Annotated in this window: 13 protein-coding genes; all 13 read right to left on the bottom strand. The window is 62.5% G+C overall.

Annotation, left to right across the window (positions count from 1 at the left end; genetic code table 11):
* Nucleotides 1-164: 164 nt before the first annotated feature.
* The 13 genes from oadA to nuoI all read right to left on the bottom strand — a co-directional run bounded on the left by oadA (nucleotide 165) and on the right by nuoI (nucleotide 14,533).
* The gene (oadA, locus tag B5D38_RS01440; RefSeq protein WP_078706581.1) at nucleotides 165-1,751 is read right to left on the bottom strand and encodes a sodium-extruding oxaloacetate decarboxylase subunit alpha; all 1,587 of its coding nucleotides are present in this window, start codon (nucleotides 1,749-1,751) and stop codon (nucleotides 165-167) included.
* Nucleotides 1,752-2,127: 376 nt separating this feature from the next.
* Entirely contained in the window at nucleotides 2,128-3,381 is a 1,254-nt protein-coding gene (locus tag B5D38_RS01435) for a sodium ion-translocating decarboxylase subunit beta (RefSeq protein WP_078706580.1), read from the bottom strand.
* A gap of 16 nt (nucleotides 3,382-3,397) precedes the next feature.
* On the bottom strand, nucleotides 3,398-3,766 hold the full coding sequence (locus B5D38_RS01430) for a biotin/lipoyl-containing protein (RefSeq protein WP_078706579.1): 369 nt from the start codon (nucleotides 3,764-3,766) through the stop codon (nucleotides 3,398-3,400).
* Between the two features lie 80 nt (nucleotides 3,767-3,846).
* Complete coding sequence (locus B5D38_RS01425; protein ID WP_131829844.1) at nucleotides 3,847-4,260, bottom strand: hypothetical protein; 414 nt, start codon at nucleotides 4,258-4,260, stop codon at nucleotides 3,847-3,849.
* 681 nt (nucleotides 4,261-4,941) lie between these two features.
* Nucleotides 4,942-5,220, bottom strand: coding sequence for a DUF1467 family protein (locus tag B5D38_RS01420; RefSeq protein WP_078706577.1), 279 nt, complete (start codon nucleotides 5,218-5,220; stop codon nucleotides 4,942-4,944).
* Between the two features lie 64 nt (nucleotides 5,221-5,284).
* Nucleotides 5,285-6,901 (bottom strand): ribonuclease J, encoded by a 1,617-nt coding sequence (locus tag B5D38_RS01415; RefSeq protein WP_078706715.1) that lies wholly within the window; start codon nucleotides 6,899-6,901, stop codon nucleotides 5,285-5,287.
* Between the two features lie 166 nt (nucleotides 6,902-7,067).
* The gene (locus tag B5D38_RS01410) at nucleotides 7,068-7,841 is read right to left on the bottom strand and encodes a biotin--[acetyl-CoA-carboxylase] ligase (RefSeq protein ID WP_078706576.1); all 774 of its coding nucleotides are present in this window, start codon (nucleotides 7,839-7,841) and stop codon (nucleotides 7,068-7,070) included.
* Between the two features lie 209 nt (nucleotides 7,842-8,050).
* Nucleotides 8,051-9,490 carry an NADH-quinone oxidoreductase subunit NuoN gene (gene nuoN, locus B5D38_RS01405; RefSeq protein WP_078706575.1) on the bottom strand — a complete coding sequence of 480 codons (1,440 nt, stop codon included), beginning with the start codon at nucleotides 9,488-9,490 and terminating at the stop codon, nucleotides 8,051-8,053.
* Between the two features lie 14 nt (nucleotides 9,491-9,504).
* Complete coding sequence (locus tag B5D38_RS01400; RefSeq protein ID WP_078706574.1) at nucleotides 9,505-11,013, bottom strand: NADH-quinone oxidoreductase subunit M; 1,509 nt, start codon at nucleotides 11,011-11,013, stop codon at nucleotides 9,505-9,507.
* Entirely contained in the window at nucleotides 11,013-12,986 is a 1,974-nt protein-coding gene (gene nuoL / locus B5D38_RS01395) for an NADH-quinone oxidoreductase subunit L (RefSeq protein WP_078706573.1), read from the bottom strand. Before nuoL ends, B5D38_RS01400 begins: the two co-directional genes overlap by 1 nt.
* Before the next feature lie 8 nt (nucleotides 12,987-12,994).
* Nucleotides 12,995-13,303 carry an NADH-quinone oxidoreductase subunit NuoK gene (gene nuoK / locus B5D38_RS01390; protein ID WP_078706572.1) on the bottom strand — a complete coding sequence of 103 codons (309 nt, stop codon included), beginning with the start codon at nucleotides 13,301-13,303 and terminating at the stop codon, nucleotides 12,995-12,997.
* A gap of 12 nt (nucleotides 13,304-13,315) precedes the next feature.
* Nucleotides 13,316-13,933 (bottom strand): NADH-quinone oxidoreductase subunit J, encoded by a 618-nt coding sequence (locus tag B5D38_RS01385; RefSeq protein WP_078706571.1) that lies wholly within the window; start codon nucleotides 13,931-13,933, stop codon nucleotides 13,316-13,318.
* A gap of 108 nt (nucleotides 13,934-14,041) precedes the next feature.
* Entirely contained in the window at nucleotides 14,042-14,533 is a 492-nt protein-coding gene (gene nuoI, locus B5D38_RS01380) for an NADH-quinone oxidoreductase subunit NuoI (RefSeq protein WP_207552868.1), read from the bottom strand.
* Nucleotides 14,534-14,536 lie beyond the last annotated feature (3 nt).

Here is a 14,536-nt window from a genome sequence, read left to right as displayed (position 1 = left end):
TCGCTTTGCCCGGAGCCACCCGAAGCGCCCCAGGCTTGACGTTCCTCAATGTTGACTGCCGAACCGGTGAATCGGCTTCACAATCGCCGACTCGGCAACTCTCTCCGTCGCGGCTTGGACCAGCCGGCGGGCATGACAGTGATGTGTCTGCCCGCCCGCCAGTATCAGGCGTCGAGAACCTCGACGGTGCTGGTCTTGCCGTCCACGGTGACCCGGTACGTCGCAAGACGCTGACCAGGAACCGACACAGGGACCGGCGTACCGAGAGGCGTCACCGCCGCCGTCGGAGCAGCCGCCACCGGCGAGGGCGTCGGAGCCGGCGCGGAAGCTTCCTTCTTCGCGGGCACGACGCCGGGAGCGGGCTCGAAGACGTCGGGGTTTCCACGGTTCTTCAGGAACTTCAGACCAACCTGCGGGAACAGGGCATAGATCAGGACGTCGTCGCTCCGACGGTCGCCGTCTTCGAGTTTGAAGTTCTCCGCCTTCGCCTTCTCCTCCAACTCCGCCTGCAATTTGTCCATTTCGGATTTGAGGCGGTCGGCGGGACGGGTTGTGACAGGCTCGGCGCCATTCAGCACACGCGCCTGGAGCTCCGCGTTGCAGGGCGCGGGAAGAGCGCCGTACTCACCCCTCAGGATGCCTTGAACCTCCTCGGCGATAACGCTGTAGCGCTGCCCCATGATGACGTTCATCACCGCCTGTGTGCCGACGATCTGAGAGGTCGGCGTCACCAGCGGCAGGTAGCCGAGGTCCTGGCGGACACGCGGAATTTCCGCGAGCACCTCGTCGAAGCGGTGGGAAGCCTTTTGCTGACGGAGCTGATTCTCCATGTTCGTCAGCATGCCGCCCGGCACCTGCGCGATCAGGATGCGAGAGTCGACGCCCTTCATCGAACCTTCGAACTTGGCGTATTTCGGCCTGACACCGCGGAAATACGCCGCGATCTCCTCAAGCTCTTTGATATCGAGGCCCGTGTCGTGCTCGGTGCCGGCGAAGATGGCGACAAGCGACTCGGTCGCGCTATGGCCATAGGTGTGCGACATGGTCGAGATGGCGCTGTCGACGCCGTCGGCGCCTGCCTCCACGGCCTTCACGATGGCCGCCGTCGACATGCCGGTCGTCGAGTGCGCGTGAAGATGCACGGGGATGGACAGCGAGGCCTTGAGGCCCTTCACCAACTCATAGGCGGCGTAGGGCGTGATCAGCCCGGCCATGTCCTTCACGCAGATGCTATCGGCGCCCATGTCCTCGATCTGCCGACCCAGGCTGAGCCACATCTCCAGCGTATGGACCGGCGACGTGGTGTAGCTCATCACGCCCTGGGCGTGCTTGCCCTGTTTCTTCACCGCCGCGACGGCGCGGGAGATGTTGCGCATGTCGTTGAGCGCGTCGAAGGTGCGGAACACATCGACGCCGTTCACGGCCGCGCGCTCGACGAATTTGTCGACCACATCATCAGCATAGTGGCGATAGCCGAGAAGGTTCTGGCCGCGCAGAAGCATCTGGTGCGGCGTCTTGGGCATCGCCTTCTTGAGCTCGCGGATACGCTCCCACGGGTCCTCCCCCAGGAAACGGATGCACGAGTCGAAAGTCGCGCCGCCCCAGGTTTCCACTGACCAGAAGCCGACATTGTCGAGCTTTTCAGCGATGGGAAGCATGTCGTCGATGCGCATGCGTGTCGCGAACAAGGACTGGTGCGCATCGCGCAACACCAGTTCCGTCACGCGGAGCTTCTTCACTTCTTGAGCCATGGTGCAACCCCTACTCTCGATTGATGGGGGAGTGAGACGCCAGGCCGCCCGACAAACCGCCGAAGCACCCCGACAGCCGGTCCTCCCGATCCCGACCCGTTGCGGGCTTTGCGGACCACTCCGGCCCGCCTCCTCTTGCTCACCCGCTCCGGCAATCGACTGGTCTGGTACGATCGCCCGCCATCCCGCTTTCGATCATGAGTTTGGCAAGCTCGGTTGAACCTTGCTCTCATGATCCGACGATGCGGACGCCATCTCGCCTGATCAGCCACGCCACGCTGGGCGAATTCTAGAACCATGCGGCACGTCATAAAAGCTCAGACAGCGCCGCACCCCCGGAACCGACGCAAGGCGTCGGCCCCGGGAAAGCTTGTCATCAGCCCGGATAGGCCGCCTGAATGACGGTGATGAAGGCTGCGGCCATGATCGCCGTCGTGATCACACCGCTGATATTGACCCCGAGGGCCTGGGGCATGATGACAACGCCCGGAGCGTCGGAAGCCACCTGCTTCTGTGCCACCTTCGCCGTCGTCGGAACGCAACTGACCGCCGCGATGCCGATGACCGGATTGTATTTTCCGCCGGAGAGGAAATACATCGCATAGCCGCCCAGGATGCCGCCGATGCCGGAGATGAGCAGCGCCAGCATTCCGAGGACCAGCAGGATCAGCACCTGCGGGTCGAGCAGCAGGCTTGCGTCGCACAGAACGCCTAGCAGAAGCCCCAGGAAGAACGTCGCTCCATAGAGGAACGTGTTGCTGAGCAGCTCAATATAGGGAGCGATGCCCGACTCTCGGATCACCACGCCGAGGAACAGCGACAGGAATAGCGGCGAAGCGACAGGGAAGAGCAGCGACAGAAGCACGCACATCAGCACGGCGAATGCCATCTTCTGGCCCGAAGTCACCGGCTTCTTCGGCTTCGATACCGGCATGGGGATCTGACGGAGCCGCTTCGGCACCATCAGCCGGATGAGGTAAGGATAGCCGCCATAGGTTAGGCCAAGATAGAGGTAAGCCACCACCGTGATCGGCACGAACATCTCCCTCGCCAGCGTCAGGGACGTGAACAGCACCATGGGGCCGTCGGCGCCGCCAATGACCGCCACGGAAGCCGCCTGCCCCGGGGTCAGCCCGGCGGCGATGGCGATGGGATAGGTGAGGATCGTGCCGAGTTCGCCGCAAAGCGCGACGAACATCGATTGGAACGGCCGCGCCATAACGTAACCGACATCAAGCAGAACGCCGATGCCGAGAAACACCACGCAAGCGATGAGACCGTTGGAGAAGGTGAAGGTGTAGATCGGCTGCAGCCAGTCGATCTGCAGAACGTTCATCAGCGTCGTGGTTTGCTCGGGCGTGTTGGCGCCCGCCAGCGCATCGACGAAGATGGTGTTCGGTCCGGCTCGCAGCCAGCCGCCGGGCGCGACGAACAGGACCGCGGAGTTGATCGTCGCCATGCCGAGTCCCATCGGGATCATCAGCAGGGCTTCGAGGACGCCCTTCTTGCCGAGATAGATCAGCAGCAGTCCGAGCGCGATCAGGAAAAGCCGCATGATGAGGATCTTCGGCTCGGCCGAAGCCAGTGTGGCAATTCCCTGGAAGAGATCGATGAAGTGAATGTTTTCCATGACAGCCCCCGCTCCCTCAGGCGATGAGCATCAAGGTCTGCCCTGCTTCGACCGCATCGCCCGCCTTGACGTTGATGGCGCTGACCGTGCCGCCGAAATTGGCATGGACCGCGGACTTCATCTTCATGGCTTCGATGGTCATGATCTTGTCGCCGGCCTTGACGGCCTGGCCAACCGTGACATCGACGGAGACGACGTTGCCGGAGAGCGGACTCACCTCTTCCTGGCCGCTGGAAGCTTGAGGCGCAGGAGCAGGAGCCGGGGCGGGAGCAGGAGCCGGTTGAGGCGCAGGCGCTGCGACAGGCGCAGCTCCCGCGTCAGCCGCATCATCGACAACGACGTTGTAGGCCCGTCCGTCGACAACGATTTTTAGTTTCCTCTGCATTTTTTGTTTCCTTTGGAAAAGCGATCCGAGCTGAAAAGCGTGCGGTGCCTTCGATGACCGCGAGAGCCGCGCTCAAACCCCTAAGAATTGACCGACGCGACGGAGACGATGCGCTGATTGCCGAACGTCGCTTGAACCGCAGCCGCGATCGCGACGAGGTCGTTCGATGTTGACGGTCGCCCTGCGGGCTCGACCGAAACGACGCGCACCGAGCCGAGGACCGATTGAACGGCCGCGAAGACCGCGACGAGATCATCGGTGGGAATGGCTGAAGTCGCGGCGCTGGCCGGCGCAGTCGGAGGCGGAGCCGCGGATGGCGCAGACTGTGTCGGCGCGGCCGCCCCGTTGTGTCGGGCGAGGACCGCCACGATGGCCCGGATCAGCAGCGCGGCGAGGAAGGCCACGCAGATGCCAAGTCCATAGACCGATATTGCAAGAAAGATCGCTTCTCCCACTCGGCATACCCCCTGTTCGCCGGCAGACGAAGAGGGCATCGCAAGTCGCTCCTCATCCGCCTTGCGGCGGTCTGGCAAGTCGGCCCGGTTCGCCTCGACGAGGGACGAACCCGCTGCGCCAGAAAATCCCGCCCTTAAGCGTCAGATGGTTCAGCTCTGCCCCACCCCGACGCCAACCATTCTCCCTGCAAGCGCACAATGAGCGAAACGCGCTCTGCTGTTGCGCTTACGCTTCCGGAGGCTTGCCCGATCCCATAACTAACGCCTCATACCCCGCTTGAAATTGCGCCTCCTCAAGCGCGGGCACGCTCTCACGCGGAACCTTGGTTTTCAAGTATGGGAGCGAAGAGGCGGATGGAGGTGATGCTGCTGTCGGCAACCCAGAGCAGATCGGGCACGACCGAAATGCCGATCACGCCCTTTTTGGCCGCGAATGGCCGAGTTTCAGGTGGCAGCGCCGACGCAGTGTCTCACGAAAAGCGAAGCGCGGTGCTGCAGGGGCAGCAGCATTGTCCTGTATCAGGGCGTGAAGCGATTGGGCCGCTGCGGCGATATGCAGCGGCGTCGTACGTCGCGTTTATGCGAGGCTGAAACAGCCCGATGAGCAGTTCGGAGACGCTCCGGGAGCGATCGCGGCCGGAATCAGCAGAAGCACGAGATAGCAAAGCCGCGGAGGAGGACGCCACGGCCCTCCAATCCACATTGAGCCTGCTTCTCAAGTCAGGGCTTTGCCTCGAAGTCGGGAATCATCTGCGGGATGGAATTGGGCCCGAACCCGAAGACCTGGGTGGCGACATAGTAGGCGGCAAAGATCAGCACCGTTGCGACGGTCGTCTGGATCACCTTGCGCCGCAGGTTGAAGCGGCCGGGCGCGCCGCGCTCGGTTCCCAGGGTGAATTCGCCCTCGTCCGCCTGCGACCGTATCCCGAGCGGCAGAATCGCGAAGAGCACGGTCCACCAGATAATGAAGAAGACGGCGATCCCGGATATCCAGTTCATGGTTGCGCGTCCGCCTTCCCTTCTCCCCCGATATTCTCACAGCCGCATTGACGCAGCGCGTTCGTCATCCGCGGGAGCGGACGACGAAAACCGTCACGACCGGCTTCTTGCCCCACGCATCGGCCGCCGCAGACCGAACGGCCCGCCGTACAGCCTCGCGAACCATGCCTAGGTCCTTTCGCCGCGACCGGGGAATGCTCTCGACAGCCCCTTCCGCCGCGTCCATCAGCAGTTCTTCCATATCCTCGCCCTCGCTGTCGACGGCAGGGATGCCGACGGCGACGATATCAGGATCGACGTCGAGCTCCAGGCGCGCGTCCAGCTCCACCATGACGGAAATATGGCCGACGAAGGAGAGCTTCCGCCGATCGAGAATGCCGAGTTCCTGCGCCGAACCGATCAGACGCCCGTCCTTATAGACCCGCCCGCTCGCCACTTCGTCGATCACCTCGGCATGACCGGGGGCTAGCTTGATCACTCGGCCGTTGCGCGCGGCCACGATTTCTGGAACGCCGAGTTGACGAGCGAGAGCAGCGTGAGCCGTCAGATGGGCCGCCTCGCCATGAGCCGGCACCGCGATCTTCGGTTTGACCCATTCGTACATGCGGCGCAGTTCCGACCGACGCGGGTGCCCTGAGACGTGAACGAGCTTCTCGCCGTCCTCAAGAACCTCGATGCCCCGCTCGATCAGCCCGTTTCTGATGTCGTTGACCGCACGCTCGTTTCCCGGAATCGTGCGCGATGAGAAAATCACGAGGTCGCCCTTGGACAGCGCCACTGACGGGTGCTCGTCCCGTGAGAGCTTGGCCAACGCCGCGCGCGGCTCGCCCTGGCTTCCGGTCAGGATGACGACGATCTTGTCGCGCGGGATGAAGCCGTAGTCCTCCTCAGAGATGAAAGGCGGCAGGCCTTCCATGTAGCCGAGCTCCGTGGCGACATCGACAACCCGCTTCATCGAGCGGCCCATCAACATCACCTGGCGCCCTGCATCGCGCGCAGCCTCGGCAATGGCGCGGATACGGCCGACATTGGAGGAAAAGGCGGTGACGGCAACGCGTGTCTTGGCCTCGGAGATGATTTTCGTCAGCGAACGCGCGACATCGGTTTCGCTGGGGGAGACGCCCTCCCGAAGCGCATTGGTCGAGTCGCAGACCATGGCCAGCACGCCATCCGCGCCGAGCTTGCGAAGCCGCTCCTCATCGGTGGGCGCGCCGACGACCGGCGTTTCGTCGATCTTCCAGTCTCCGGTGTGAAGCACCGTGCCTTCAGGCGTACGAATGGCCAGGGCCACGGGCTCGGGAATGGAATGGGTGACGGCGATCGCCTCAATGGAAAAGGGGCCGCATTCAAATGTGTCGCCCGGCTTGAACAAGGTAAGCGGGATCTTCGGCGCGCCCGGCTCGCCTTCGCGCTTGGCCTGAAGCAGCCCGGCGGTGAAGGCGGTGGCATAGACGGGCGCCTTGAGTTGGGGCCAGAGGTCCAGCAACGCGCCGTAATGATCCTCATGGGCGTGCGTGATGATGATGCCCTTGAGGGCATGCCGCTCGGCCTCGATAAAGGAAATGTCGGGGAAAATGAGGTCAGCGCCCGGCATCTCAGGCCCCGCGAAGGAAACGCCGCAATCGACGATGATCCACTCGCGGTTGTCCGCCGGTCCATAGCCATAGAGCGCGAGATTCATGCCGATCTCGCCGATGCCGCCGAGCGGCACAAACACCAATTGCTTCACGTCCAGTCGCTTTGCCTTCAATTGGCCGGTCTCCCCTCGTCATGCCCCCGAGGGACAATCCGACCGGCCCGATTTCCTCTACGATGCTCGATCCCGCAATATAGTGCGCCGAAACGGGCTATGACCGCGCCTTATCCTCCGCCCCCAACAAAAACACGTCACCCGACGCGATCGTGCTGAAACCACCGTCCTGCCGGCGCAGGACCAACCGCCCTTCCGCATCGAGCGAATCGAAAATCCCCTCAAGGGATTGGTCGTTCAAATTGACGCGGCACGGTTCCCCGACCCCGACGGCGTGGTCGAGCCAGGCGGCCCTGACGGCAGCGAGTCCCTGACCGTGCTTCCACAAAGCCAGTGCGTCCGAGACCCCGCTGGCTATCGCCTGGAACACGTCCTCCGGCCCCGCCATGACCCCATGCTCGGCAAGGGCGGTCACCGGATAGGGCGTTCCCTCCGGCGCGCGGGCGACGTTGACACCGATGCCGATCACCACCGCTCGCAGCCCCCCACCTACCATCTCGCTTTCAAGAAGGATACCGACCGCCTTGCGACCGGAAAGAAGAACGTCGTTCGGCCACTTGATGCCCACATCGACCGACCGCCGCGCCGGCAGTGCCGAAATTCCGTTTCTCACGCCGAGAGAGGCGACCAGCGGCAGGCTCGAAAGCTGGCTCAACGGCGCCGGATCGACGAGAAGGAGCGAGGCGTAAAGATTGCCGTGACTGGAGATCCAGGTGCGGCCGCGTCGTCCCTTGCCCTCGCTCTGTTCCTCCGCGGTGATCCATAGGTCACCTGGGTCCCCTGCCCGAGCGGCTTCAAGGGCGATGGAATTCGTCGATCCGACCGTGCCGAGCGCGATGCGCCGCGGCGCTTTGGTCGATGGTGAAGTCATGGCACCACTCGCTCAGGACAAACGATCAAAGGCACGGCCGCATAGGAGCCGCATCTGGCGCGCACGACCCATCGTTTCTCCCCGCGACCATGCTCCATGCACATCTCCGAAAAAACCAGGCCGGAATTCGCGTCGCCCAGCGAATCCCGGCCTATGGACATCAATCTTCATTCTCGCCGACAAGGCCGCGACGTCTGCCTATGAACAGGTCAGAAGAGCGTCCGCGCCGCAGCTTCCGCGGCTGCCGAGATCGGCCCGCCCACCAGCAGATAGACCGGGAAGATGAACAGCGCGGCGGCACCGACGACGACGCGCAATTCCATTGCCGCCGGCACGAATTCGCCCGCGGGCTCGTCGAACCACATCACCTTCACCACGCGGAGATAGTAGTAGAGGCCGACCGCGCTCGCCAAAACGCCGATGACGGCCAACGTGTAATAGCCCGCCTCGACCGCCGCCATGAAGACGAAGTACTTGGCGAAGAAGCCGGCAAGCGGCGGCACGCCGGCAAGCGAGAACATCAGAAAGGTCAGGAAGAGCGCCATCACCGGATTGGTTTTGGACAAACCCGCCAGATCGTTGATCTCCTCGACCATGCCGTCGCGGCGCCGCATGGAGAGGATGACCGCGAAAGTGCCGAGGGTCATGGCCATGTAGATGGTCATGTAGAGGATGACGCCGCGAACGCCGGCGACGCTTCCCGCCGACAGCCCCACGAGGGCAAAGCCCATGTGACCGATCGAGGAATAGGCCATCAGCCGCTTGATGTTGTGCTGGCCGATCGCGGCGAACGATCCGAAGATCATCGATGCGAGCGAGATGAAGATGATCACCTGGCGCCACTCATCGTGGAGCGGTCCGAACGCCTGGATCGTGAAACGCAGCAGCAGCGTCATCGCGGCGATCTTCGGCGCGGCGGCAAGGAAGGCCGTCACGGGCGTCGGCGCGCCTTCATAAACGTCCGGCGTCCACATATGGAAAGGCACCGCTGAAATCTTGAACGCCAGGCCGGCGAGCAGAAACACCATGCCGATGATCAGGCCGAGACCCGGCTCACCCGTCAGCACCAGCGAAATCGCCTTGAAGTCGATCTGCCCGGTAAAGCCGTAGATGAGCGACGCGCCGTAGAGGAGCATGCCAGACGAGAGCGCGCCGAGAACGAAGTACTTGACGCCGGCTTCCGTCGACCGGACGGAGTCACGGTTGATGGAGCAAAGGACGTAGATGGCGAGCGACTGGAGCTCAAGGCCCATATAGAGGGTAAGCAGGTCTCCCGACGAAACCATCAGCATCATGCCGAGGGTCGAGAGCAGCACCAGCACAGGAAACTCGAAACGGTCGAACCGCTCACGCTCGGTGAAGCCCACCGACATGACCAGCGCGACGGCCGATCCGATCAGCACCAGCACCTTCATGAACCGAGCGAAGGGCTCGAGAACGATGGACCCTCCGAAGGCTGCTCCGTCCGGCGCAACCAGCGTCAGCCACAGGCCCGTGATGATGAGCAGCGCGACCGCAAGGCCGGTCACCGTCTGAGCGCTTTTCTCGCCCATGAAGACGCCGATCATCAGAAGCACCATGGTGCCGAGCGCCATGATCAGTTCCGGCGCGACGATATGAAGGCTGGTGGCGAGGAAATCGGGTTGCATGTCTTCTTCGTCCCTTACCGGACCGTCGCGACGGACTGACTGGCCTGAACAGCCGCCGAATAGGAATTCACCACCGCTTCGACCGAGGCGGCCGTGGCATTGAAGATCGGCATCGGATAGACGCCGAAGAAGATGACCAGCACGACCAGCGGGTAGAGCAGGATCTTCTCACGCCGCGACAGATCGAGGATCGATCTCAGGCTCTCCTTCTCCAGCGCGCCGAAGATGACGCGGCGATAGAGCCAAAGGGCGTAGGCAGCAGACAGGATCATGCCGAGCGCGGCGAAGATCGCGACCCAGGAATTCGCCTGATAGACGCCGATCAACGTCAGGAACTCGCCGATGAAGCCGCTGGTCCCCGGCAGGCCGATATTGGCCATTGTGAGGATCATGAATACGGCCGCGTAGACCGGCATACGGCTGACAAGGCCGCCATAGGCCGCGATCTCACGCGTATGCATCCGGTCGTAGACGACACCGACGCACAGGAACAGCGCGCCCGAGACGAGCCCGTGGGAGAGCATCTGGAAGATCGCACCCTGGACGCCCTGAACATTGGCCGCGAAGATGCCCATGGTCACGAAGCCCATATGGGCGACGGAGGAATAGGCGATCAGCTTCTTGATGTCTTCCTGCATCAGGGCGACCAGCGACGTGTAGATGATCGCGACCACCGAGAGCGTGTAGATCAGCGGCGCGAAGTCTGCCGATGCAAGCGGGAACATCGGCAGCGAGAAGCGGATCATGCCGTAGCCGCCGAGCTTCAGAAGGATACCGGCCAGGATGACCGAGCCCGCCGTCGGCGCCTCGACGTGCGCGTCGGGGAGCCAGGTGTGGACCGGCCACATCGGCATCTTCACGGCGAAGGAGGCAAGGAACGCGAACCACAGCCATCCCTGCATCGACGCCGGGAAGTTGAACCGGAGCAGTTCGGGGATCGAGGTCGTTCCCGCGGCCCAGTACATCGCCATGATGGCGATCAGCATCAGGACGGAGCCGAGGAAGGTGTAGATGAAGAACTTGTAGCTGGCGTAGATGCGCCGCTTGCCGCCCCACACTCCGATGATCAGGAACATCGGAATAAGGCCGCCCTCGAAGAAGATATAGAAGAGAACGATATCGAGCGCGCAGAAGACGCCCACCACCAGCGTTTCCAGGATCAGGAACGCGATCATGTACTCCTTGACACGAGTCTTGATCGACTCGCGGCTCGCCAAAATACAGATCGGCATCAGGAAGGTGGTGAGGATGACGAACAGCATCGAGATGCCGTCGACGCCCATGTGGTAGCTAATGCCGCTGCCGAGCCAGCTCATCTGCTCGACCATCTGGAAGCCCGGATTGCTCTCGTCGAACGAAAGCCAGATGCCGAGCGACAGAAGGAAGGTGAAGATGGTCGCCAGCAGCGCCACGGTGCGGATGTTCTGACGCGCCTGCTCATTGTCGTCCCGGATGAACAGGATCAGCAGAGCGCCGATGAGCGGCAGGAAGGTAACAGTGGAAAGGATCGGCCAGTCGGTCATCAGTTCGCTCCCGCCACGGTCATCCACGTCACCAGGAGCACGACGCCGATCAGCATGGCAAAGGCATAGTGGTAGATATAGCCGCTCTGCAGCCGGATTACGCGTCCGGCGATATCAACAACTCGCGCCGACACACCATCGGGCCCGAGCCCGTCGATAACCGTGCCGTCTCCGGTCTTCCAGAGGAAGCGGCCGAGGCGCTTCGCAGGCCGAACGAACACGCGATCATAGAGTTCGTCGAAGTACCACTTGTTCAAAAGGAAGCGGTAGAGCCCCGGATAGCGCTCTGCGAGACTTCTCGGTGTGGACGGCGAGCGGATGTAGAAGAACCAGGCGACCGCGAAACCAATCAGCATCATCAGGAAGGGCAGAATGCCGATGAGGAACGGAATGCCGTGCATCTCGTGCAGGACCTCGTTCTCGGGCCCCGTGTAGAGAGCAGCGTTCCAGAACGCCTCGTAGCCGCTGCCGATGAATCTTCCGGTGAAGACGAGACCGGCGAAGATCGCGCCGAGCGCGAGGACGCCCAGCGGCACCAGCATCACCATCGGCGACTCGTGCACGTGGTGCATCACTTCCGCCGAAGCCCTGGGCTTGCCATGGAAGGTCATGAAGATCAGGCGCCAGGAGTAGAAGCTGGTCAGCAGCGCCGCCACGACCGTCATCACGAAGCCATACATCGCGAAGGCGTTGTGGCTGACGAAGGCGCTCTCGATGATCGCGTCCTTCGAGTAGTAGCCCGACGTCAGCGGGAAGCCCGTCAGCGCCAGCGTGCCGACGATCATCATCCAATAGGTGATGGGGATGTGCTTCCTGAGGCCGCCCATCTTCCGCATGTCCTGCTCGTCGGAGACAGCGTGGATAACCGCGCCGGCGCCAAGGAAGAGCAGCGCCTTGAAGAACGCGTGCGTGAACAGATGGAAGATGGCGGCGCCGTAGGAGCCGACGCCGAGCGCGACAAACATGTATCCGAGCTGCGAGCACGTCGAATAGGCGATGACCCGCTTGATGTCGTTCTGGACGAGGCCGACGGTCGCCGCGAAGATCGCCGTCGTACCGCCGATGAAGGTAACGAAGCCGAGGGCGGTGGGCGACAGCTCGAACAGCGGCGACATGCGCGCCAGCATGAAGACGCCCGCCGTGACCATGGTCGCGGCGTGGATCAGGGCCGAGACCGGCGTCGGGCCTTCCATGGCGTCCGGCAGCCAAGTGTGCAGGCCGATCTGCGCGGACTTACCCATGGCGCCCATAAAGAGCAGCAGGCAGATGACGGTGAGAGCACCGGCGGCCGTAAACGACGTTCCGGCGAAGGTGAAGACGGTTTCGGCCGTCGTGGCGCCCTCGCCCGCATGGCCGAGCTCTGCTGCCATGCCCGCGGCCCCGGCGAAGATCGTGTCAAAATTCACCGAGCCGAAGAGAACGAAGATGCCGAAAATTCCGAGGGTGAACCCAAAATCGCCGACGCGGTTGACGATGAAGGCCTTCATCGCCGCGGCGCAGGCAGAGGGCCGCGTGTACCAGAAGCCGATGAGAAGATAGGAGGCGAGGCCCACGCCTTCCCAGCCAAAGAACATCTGCACCAGATTGTTCGCCGTCACCAGCATCAACATGGAGAAGGTGAAGAACGACAGGTAGGCGAAGAAGCGCGGCCGGTGGGGGTCATGGTGCATGTAGCCGATGGAATAGACATGCACGAGAGCCGACACGGTGGTCACGACCACCAGCATCACCAGCGTCAGGCGATCGATCCGCAGCGACCAGTCAAGATCGACCCCGCCGGACTGGATCCAGTGGAGCAGCGAAACGCGCACCGTCTCTCCTCCGAAGGAGAAGAAGGCGATCCACGACAGGATCATCGACACGAGCAGAAAGCCCGTCGTGACGTATTCGGACGCCTTTACCCCGATGGATCGACCGAACAGGCCGGCCACCAGGAATCCGACGAGAGGAAGGAGGACGATCGTGGGATACATCGCTCAGTTCAGCCTTTCATCGAATTGACGTCATCAACCGCGATCGATCCGCGGTTGCGGAAGAAGACGACCAGAATGGCCAGTCCGATCGCCGCCTCGGCCGCCGCCACGGTCAGCACGAAAAGCGCGAAGACCTGGCCGACGAGATCGTTGAGGAAGGCCGAGAAGGCCACGAAGTTGACGTTGACGGCGAGCAGGATCAGCTCGACCGACATGAGAATGATGATGATGTTCTTCCGGTTGAGGAAGATGCCGAAGACGCCGATGACGAAGAGAACGGCTCCAACGGTCAGATAATGGCCCAGCCCGATTTCCATGGGTTTATGCCCTCAGATGCCCTTGCCGCTTTCGACTTTGCGAACTTCGATGGAGTTTTTCCCGGTGTGGGAAACCTGCTCCGAAACAGACTGGCGCTTGATGCCCTCTCGATGGCGTAGCGTCAGCACGATCGCCCCGATCATGGCCACCAGGAGGATCATTCCCGAGACCTGAAAGAAGAAGACATACCGCGTGTAGAGTACGCTTCCGAGCGCCTGGATGTTGGAGACCGTCTCAAGCGGCGGGATCGGCTGAGAGGTCACCAGAGGCGTTCCAGGATCGTAATAGTTGCCGGTCACGGCAATAATGATCTCGGCTAGAAGAACCAGGCCGACCAGCGCGCCGATCGGCGCGTATTCCAGCATCCGCCCGCGCACCTGCGCGATATCGATGTCCAGCATCATGACGACGAAAAGGAAGAGGATCGCCACGGCGCCGACATAAACGACGATAAGGATGAGCGCGAGAAACTCCGCGCCGGCCAACAGGAAGAGCCCCGCGCCGCTGACGAAGGCAAGGATCAGGAAGAGCACCGAGTGGACGGGGTTTCGCAAGAAAACCACCATCAGCGCGGACCCAATCGTCACGAACGCGAAGATATAGAAGAACAGTGCCTGCAGGCCCAGCATGCCTGGCTCCTCATTCGGCCGGCCCGAACGCCTCGTGGCGCGTCGGGCTAAATGTCGGTCCGGGGCACGGAGGTCGGCGCCGTGAAAGGCGCGGCTCCGCGAACCCGATTAGCGATAGGGCGCGTCGAGCGCAATGTTGGTGGCGATCTCCCGCTCCCAGCGGTCACCGTTCGCCAACAACTTTTCCTTGTCGTAGTACAGCTCCTCACGGGTTTCCGTGGAGAACTCGAAATTCGGCCCCTCGACGATGGCGTCGACGGGGCAGGCTTCCTGGCAGAAGCCGCAGTAGATGCACTTCACCATATCGATGTCGTAACGCACCGTGCGCCGGGTTCCGTCGTTGCGGCGCGGGCCGGCCTCGATGGTGATGGCCTGAGCCGGACAGATCGCCTCGCAGAGCTTGCAGGCGATGCAGCGCTCCTGACCATTGGGGTAACGGCGCAGGGCGTGCTCGCCGCGAAAGCGCGGCGAGATCGGCCCCTTCTCGAAGGGATAGTTGATGGTCGTCTTCGGCTTGAAGAAGTAGCGCATCGACAGGCCGACGGCCTGGAAGAACTCCTTCAGGAACAGCGACTGGACGGCTTGTGAAATGTTCATCAACGA

It is taken from the genome of Consotaella salsifontis (assembly GCF_900167365.1).
Lineage (GTDB): Bacteria > Pseudomonadota > Alphaproteobacteria > Rhizobiales > Rhizobiaceae > Consotaella > Consotaella salsifontis.
The sequence above is the reverse complement of the archived record's forward strand: the minus strand, read 5'-3'. Positions and strand labels throughout refer to the sequence as shown.

What these genes read in the sequence shown, in the direction of transcription:
- nuoN (WP_078706575.1), bottom strand. Translation starts at nt 9,490, where the DNA reads ATGCAACCCGATTTCCTCGCCACCAGCCTTCATATCGTCGCGCCGGAA.
- oadA (WP_078706581.1), bottom strand. Translation starts at nt 1,751, where the DNA reads ATGGCTCAAGAAGTGAAGAAGCTCCGCGTGACGGAACTGGTGTTGCGC.
- nuoL (WP_078706573.1), bottom strand. Translation starts at nt 12,986, where the DNA reads ATGTATCCCACGATCGTCCTCCTTCCTCTCGTCGGATTCCTGGTGGCC.
- B5D38_RS01420 (WP_078706577.1), bottom strand. Translation starts at nt 5,220, where the DNA reads ATGAACTGGATATCCGGGATCGCCGTCTTCTTCATTATCTGGTGGACC.
- B5D38_RS01385 (WP_078706571.1), bottom strand. Translation starts at nt 13,933, where the DNA reads ATGCTGGGCCTGCAGGCACTGTTCTTCTATATCTTCGCGTTCGTGACG.
- B5D38_RS01435 (WP_078706580.1), bottom strand. Translation starts at nt 3,381, where the DNA reads ATGGAAAACATTCACTTCATCGATCTCTTCCAGGGAATTGCCACACTG.
- B5D38_RS01400 (WP_078706574.1), bottom strand. Translation starts at nt 11,013, where the DNA reads ATGACCGACTGGCCGATCCTTTCCACTGTTACCTTCCTGCCGCTCATC.
- nuoK (WP_078706572.1), bottom strand. Translation starts at nt 13,303, where the DNA reads ATGGAAATCGGGCTGGGCCATTATCTGACCGTTGGAGCCGTTCTCTTC.
- B5D38_RS01425 (WP_131829844.1), bottom strand. Translation starts at nt 4,260, where the DNA reads ATGCCCTCTTCGTCTGCCGGCGAACAGGGGGTATGCCGAGTGGGAGAA.
- B5D38_RS01415 (WP_078706715.1), bottom strand. Translation starts at nt 6,901, where the DNA reads ATGAATCTCGCGCTCTATGGCTATGGACCGGCGGACAACCGCGAGTGG.
- B5D38_RS01410 (WP_078706576.1), bottom strand. Translation starts at nt 7,841, where the DNA reads ATGACTTCACCATCGACCAAAGCGCCGCGGCGCATCGCGCTCGGCACG.
- B5D38_RS01430 (WP_078706579.1), bottom strand. Translation starts at nt 3,766, where the DNA reads ATGCAGAGGAAACTAAAAATCGTTGTCGACGGACGGGCCTACAACGTC.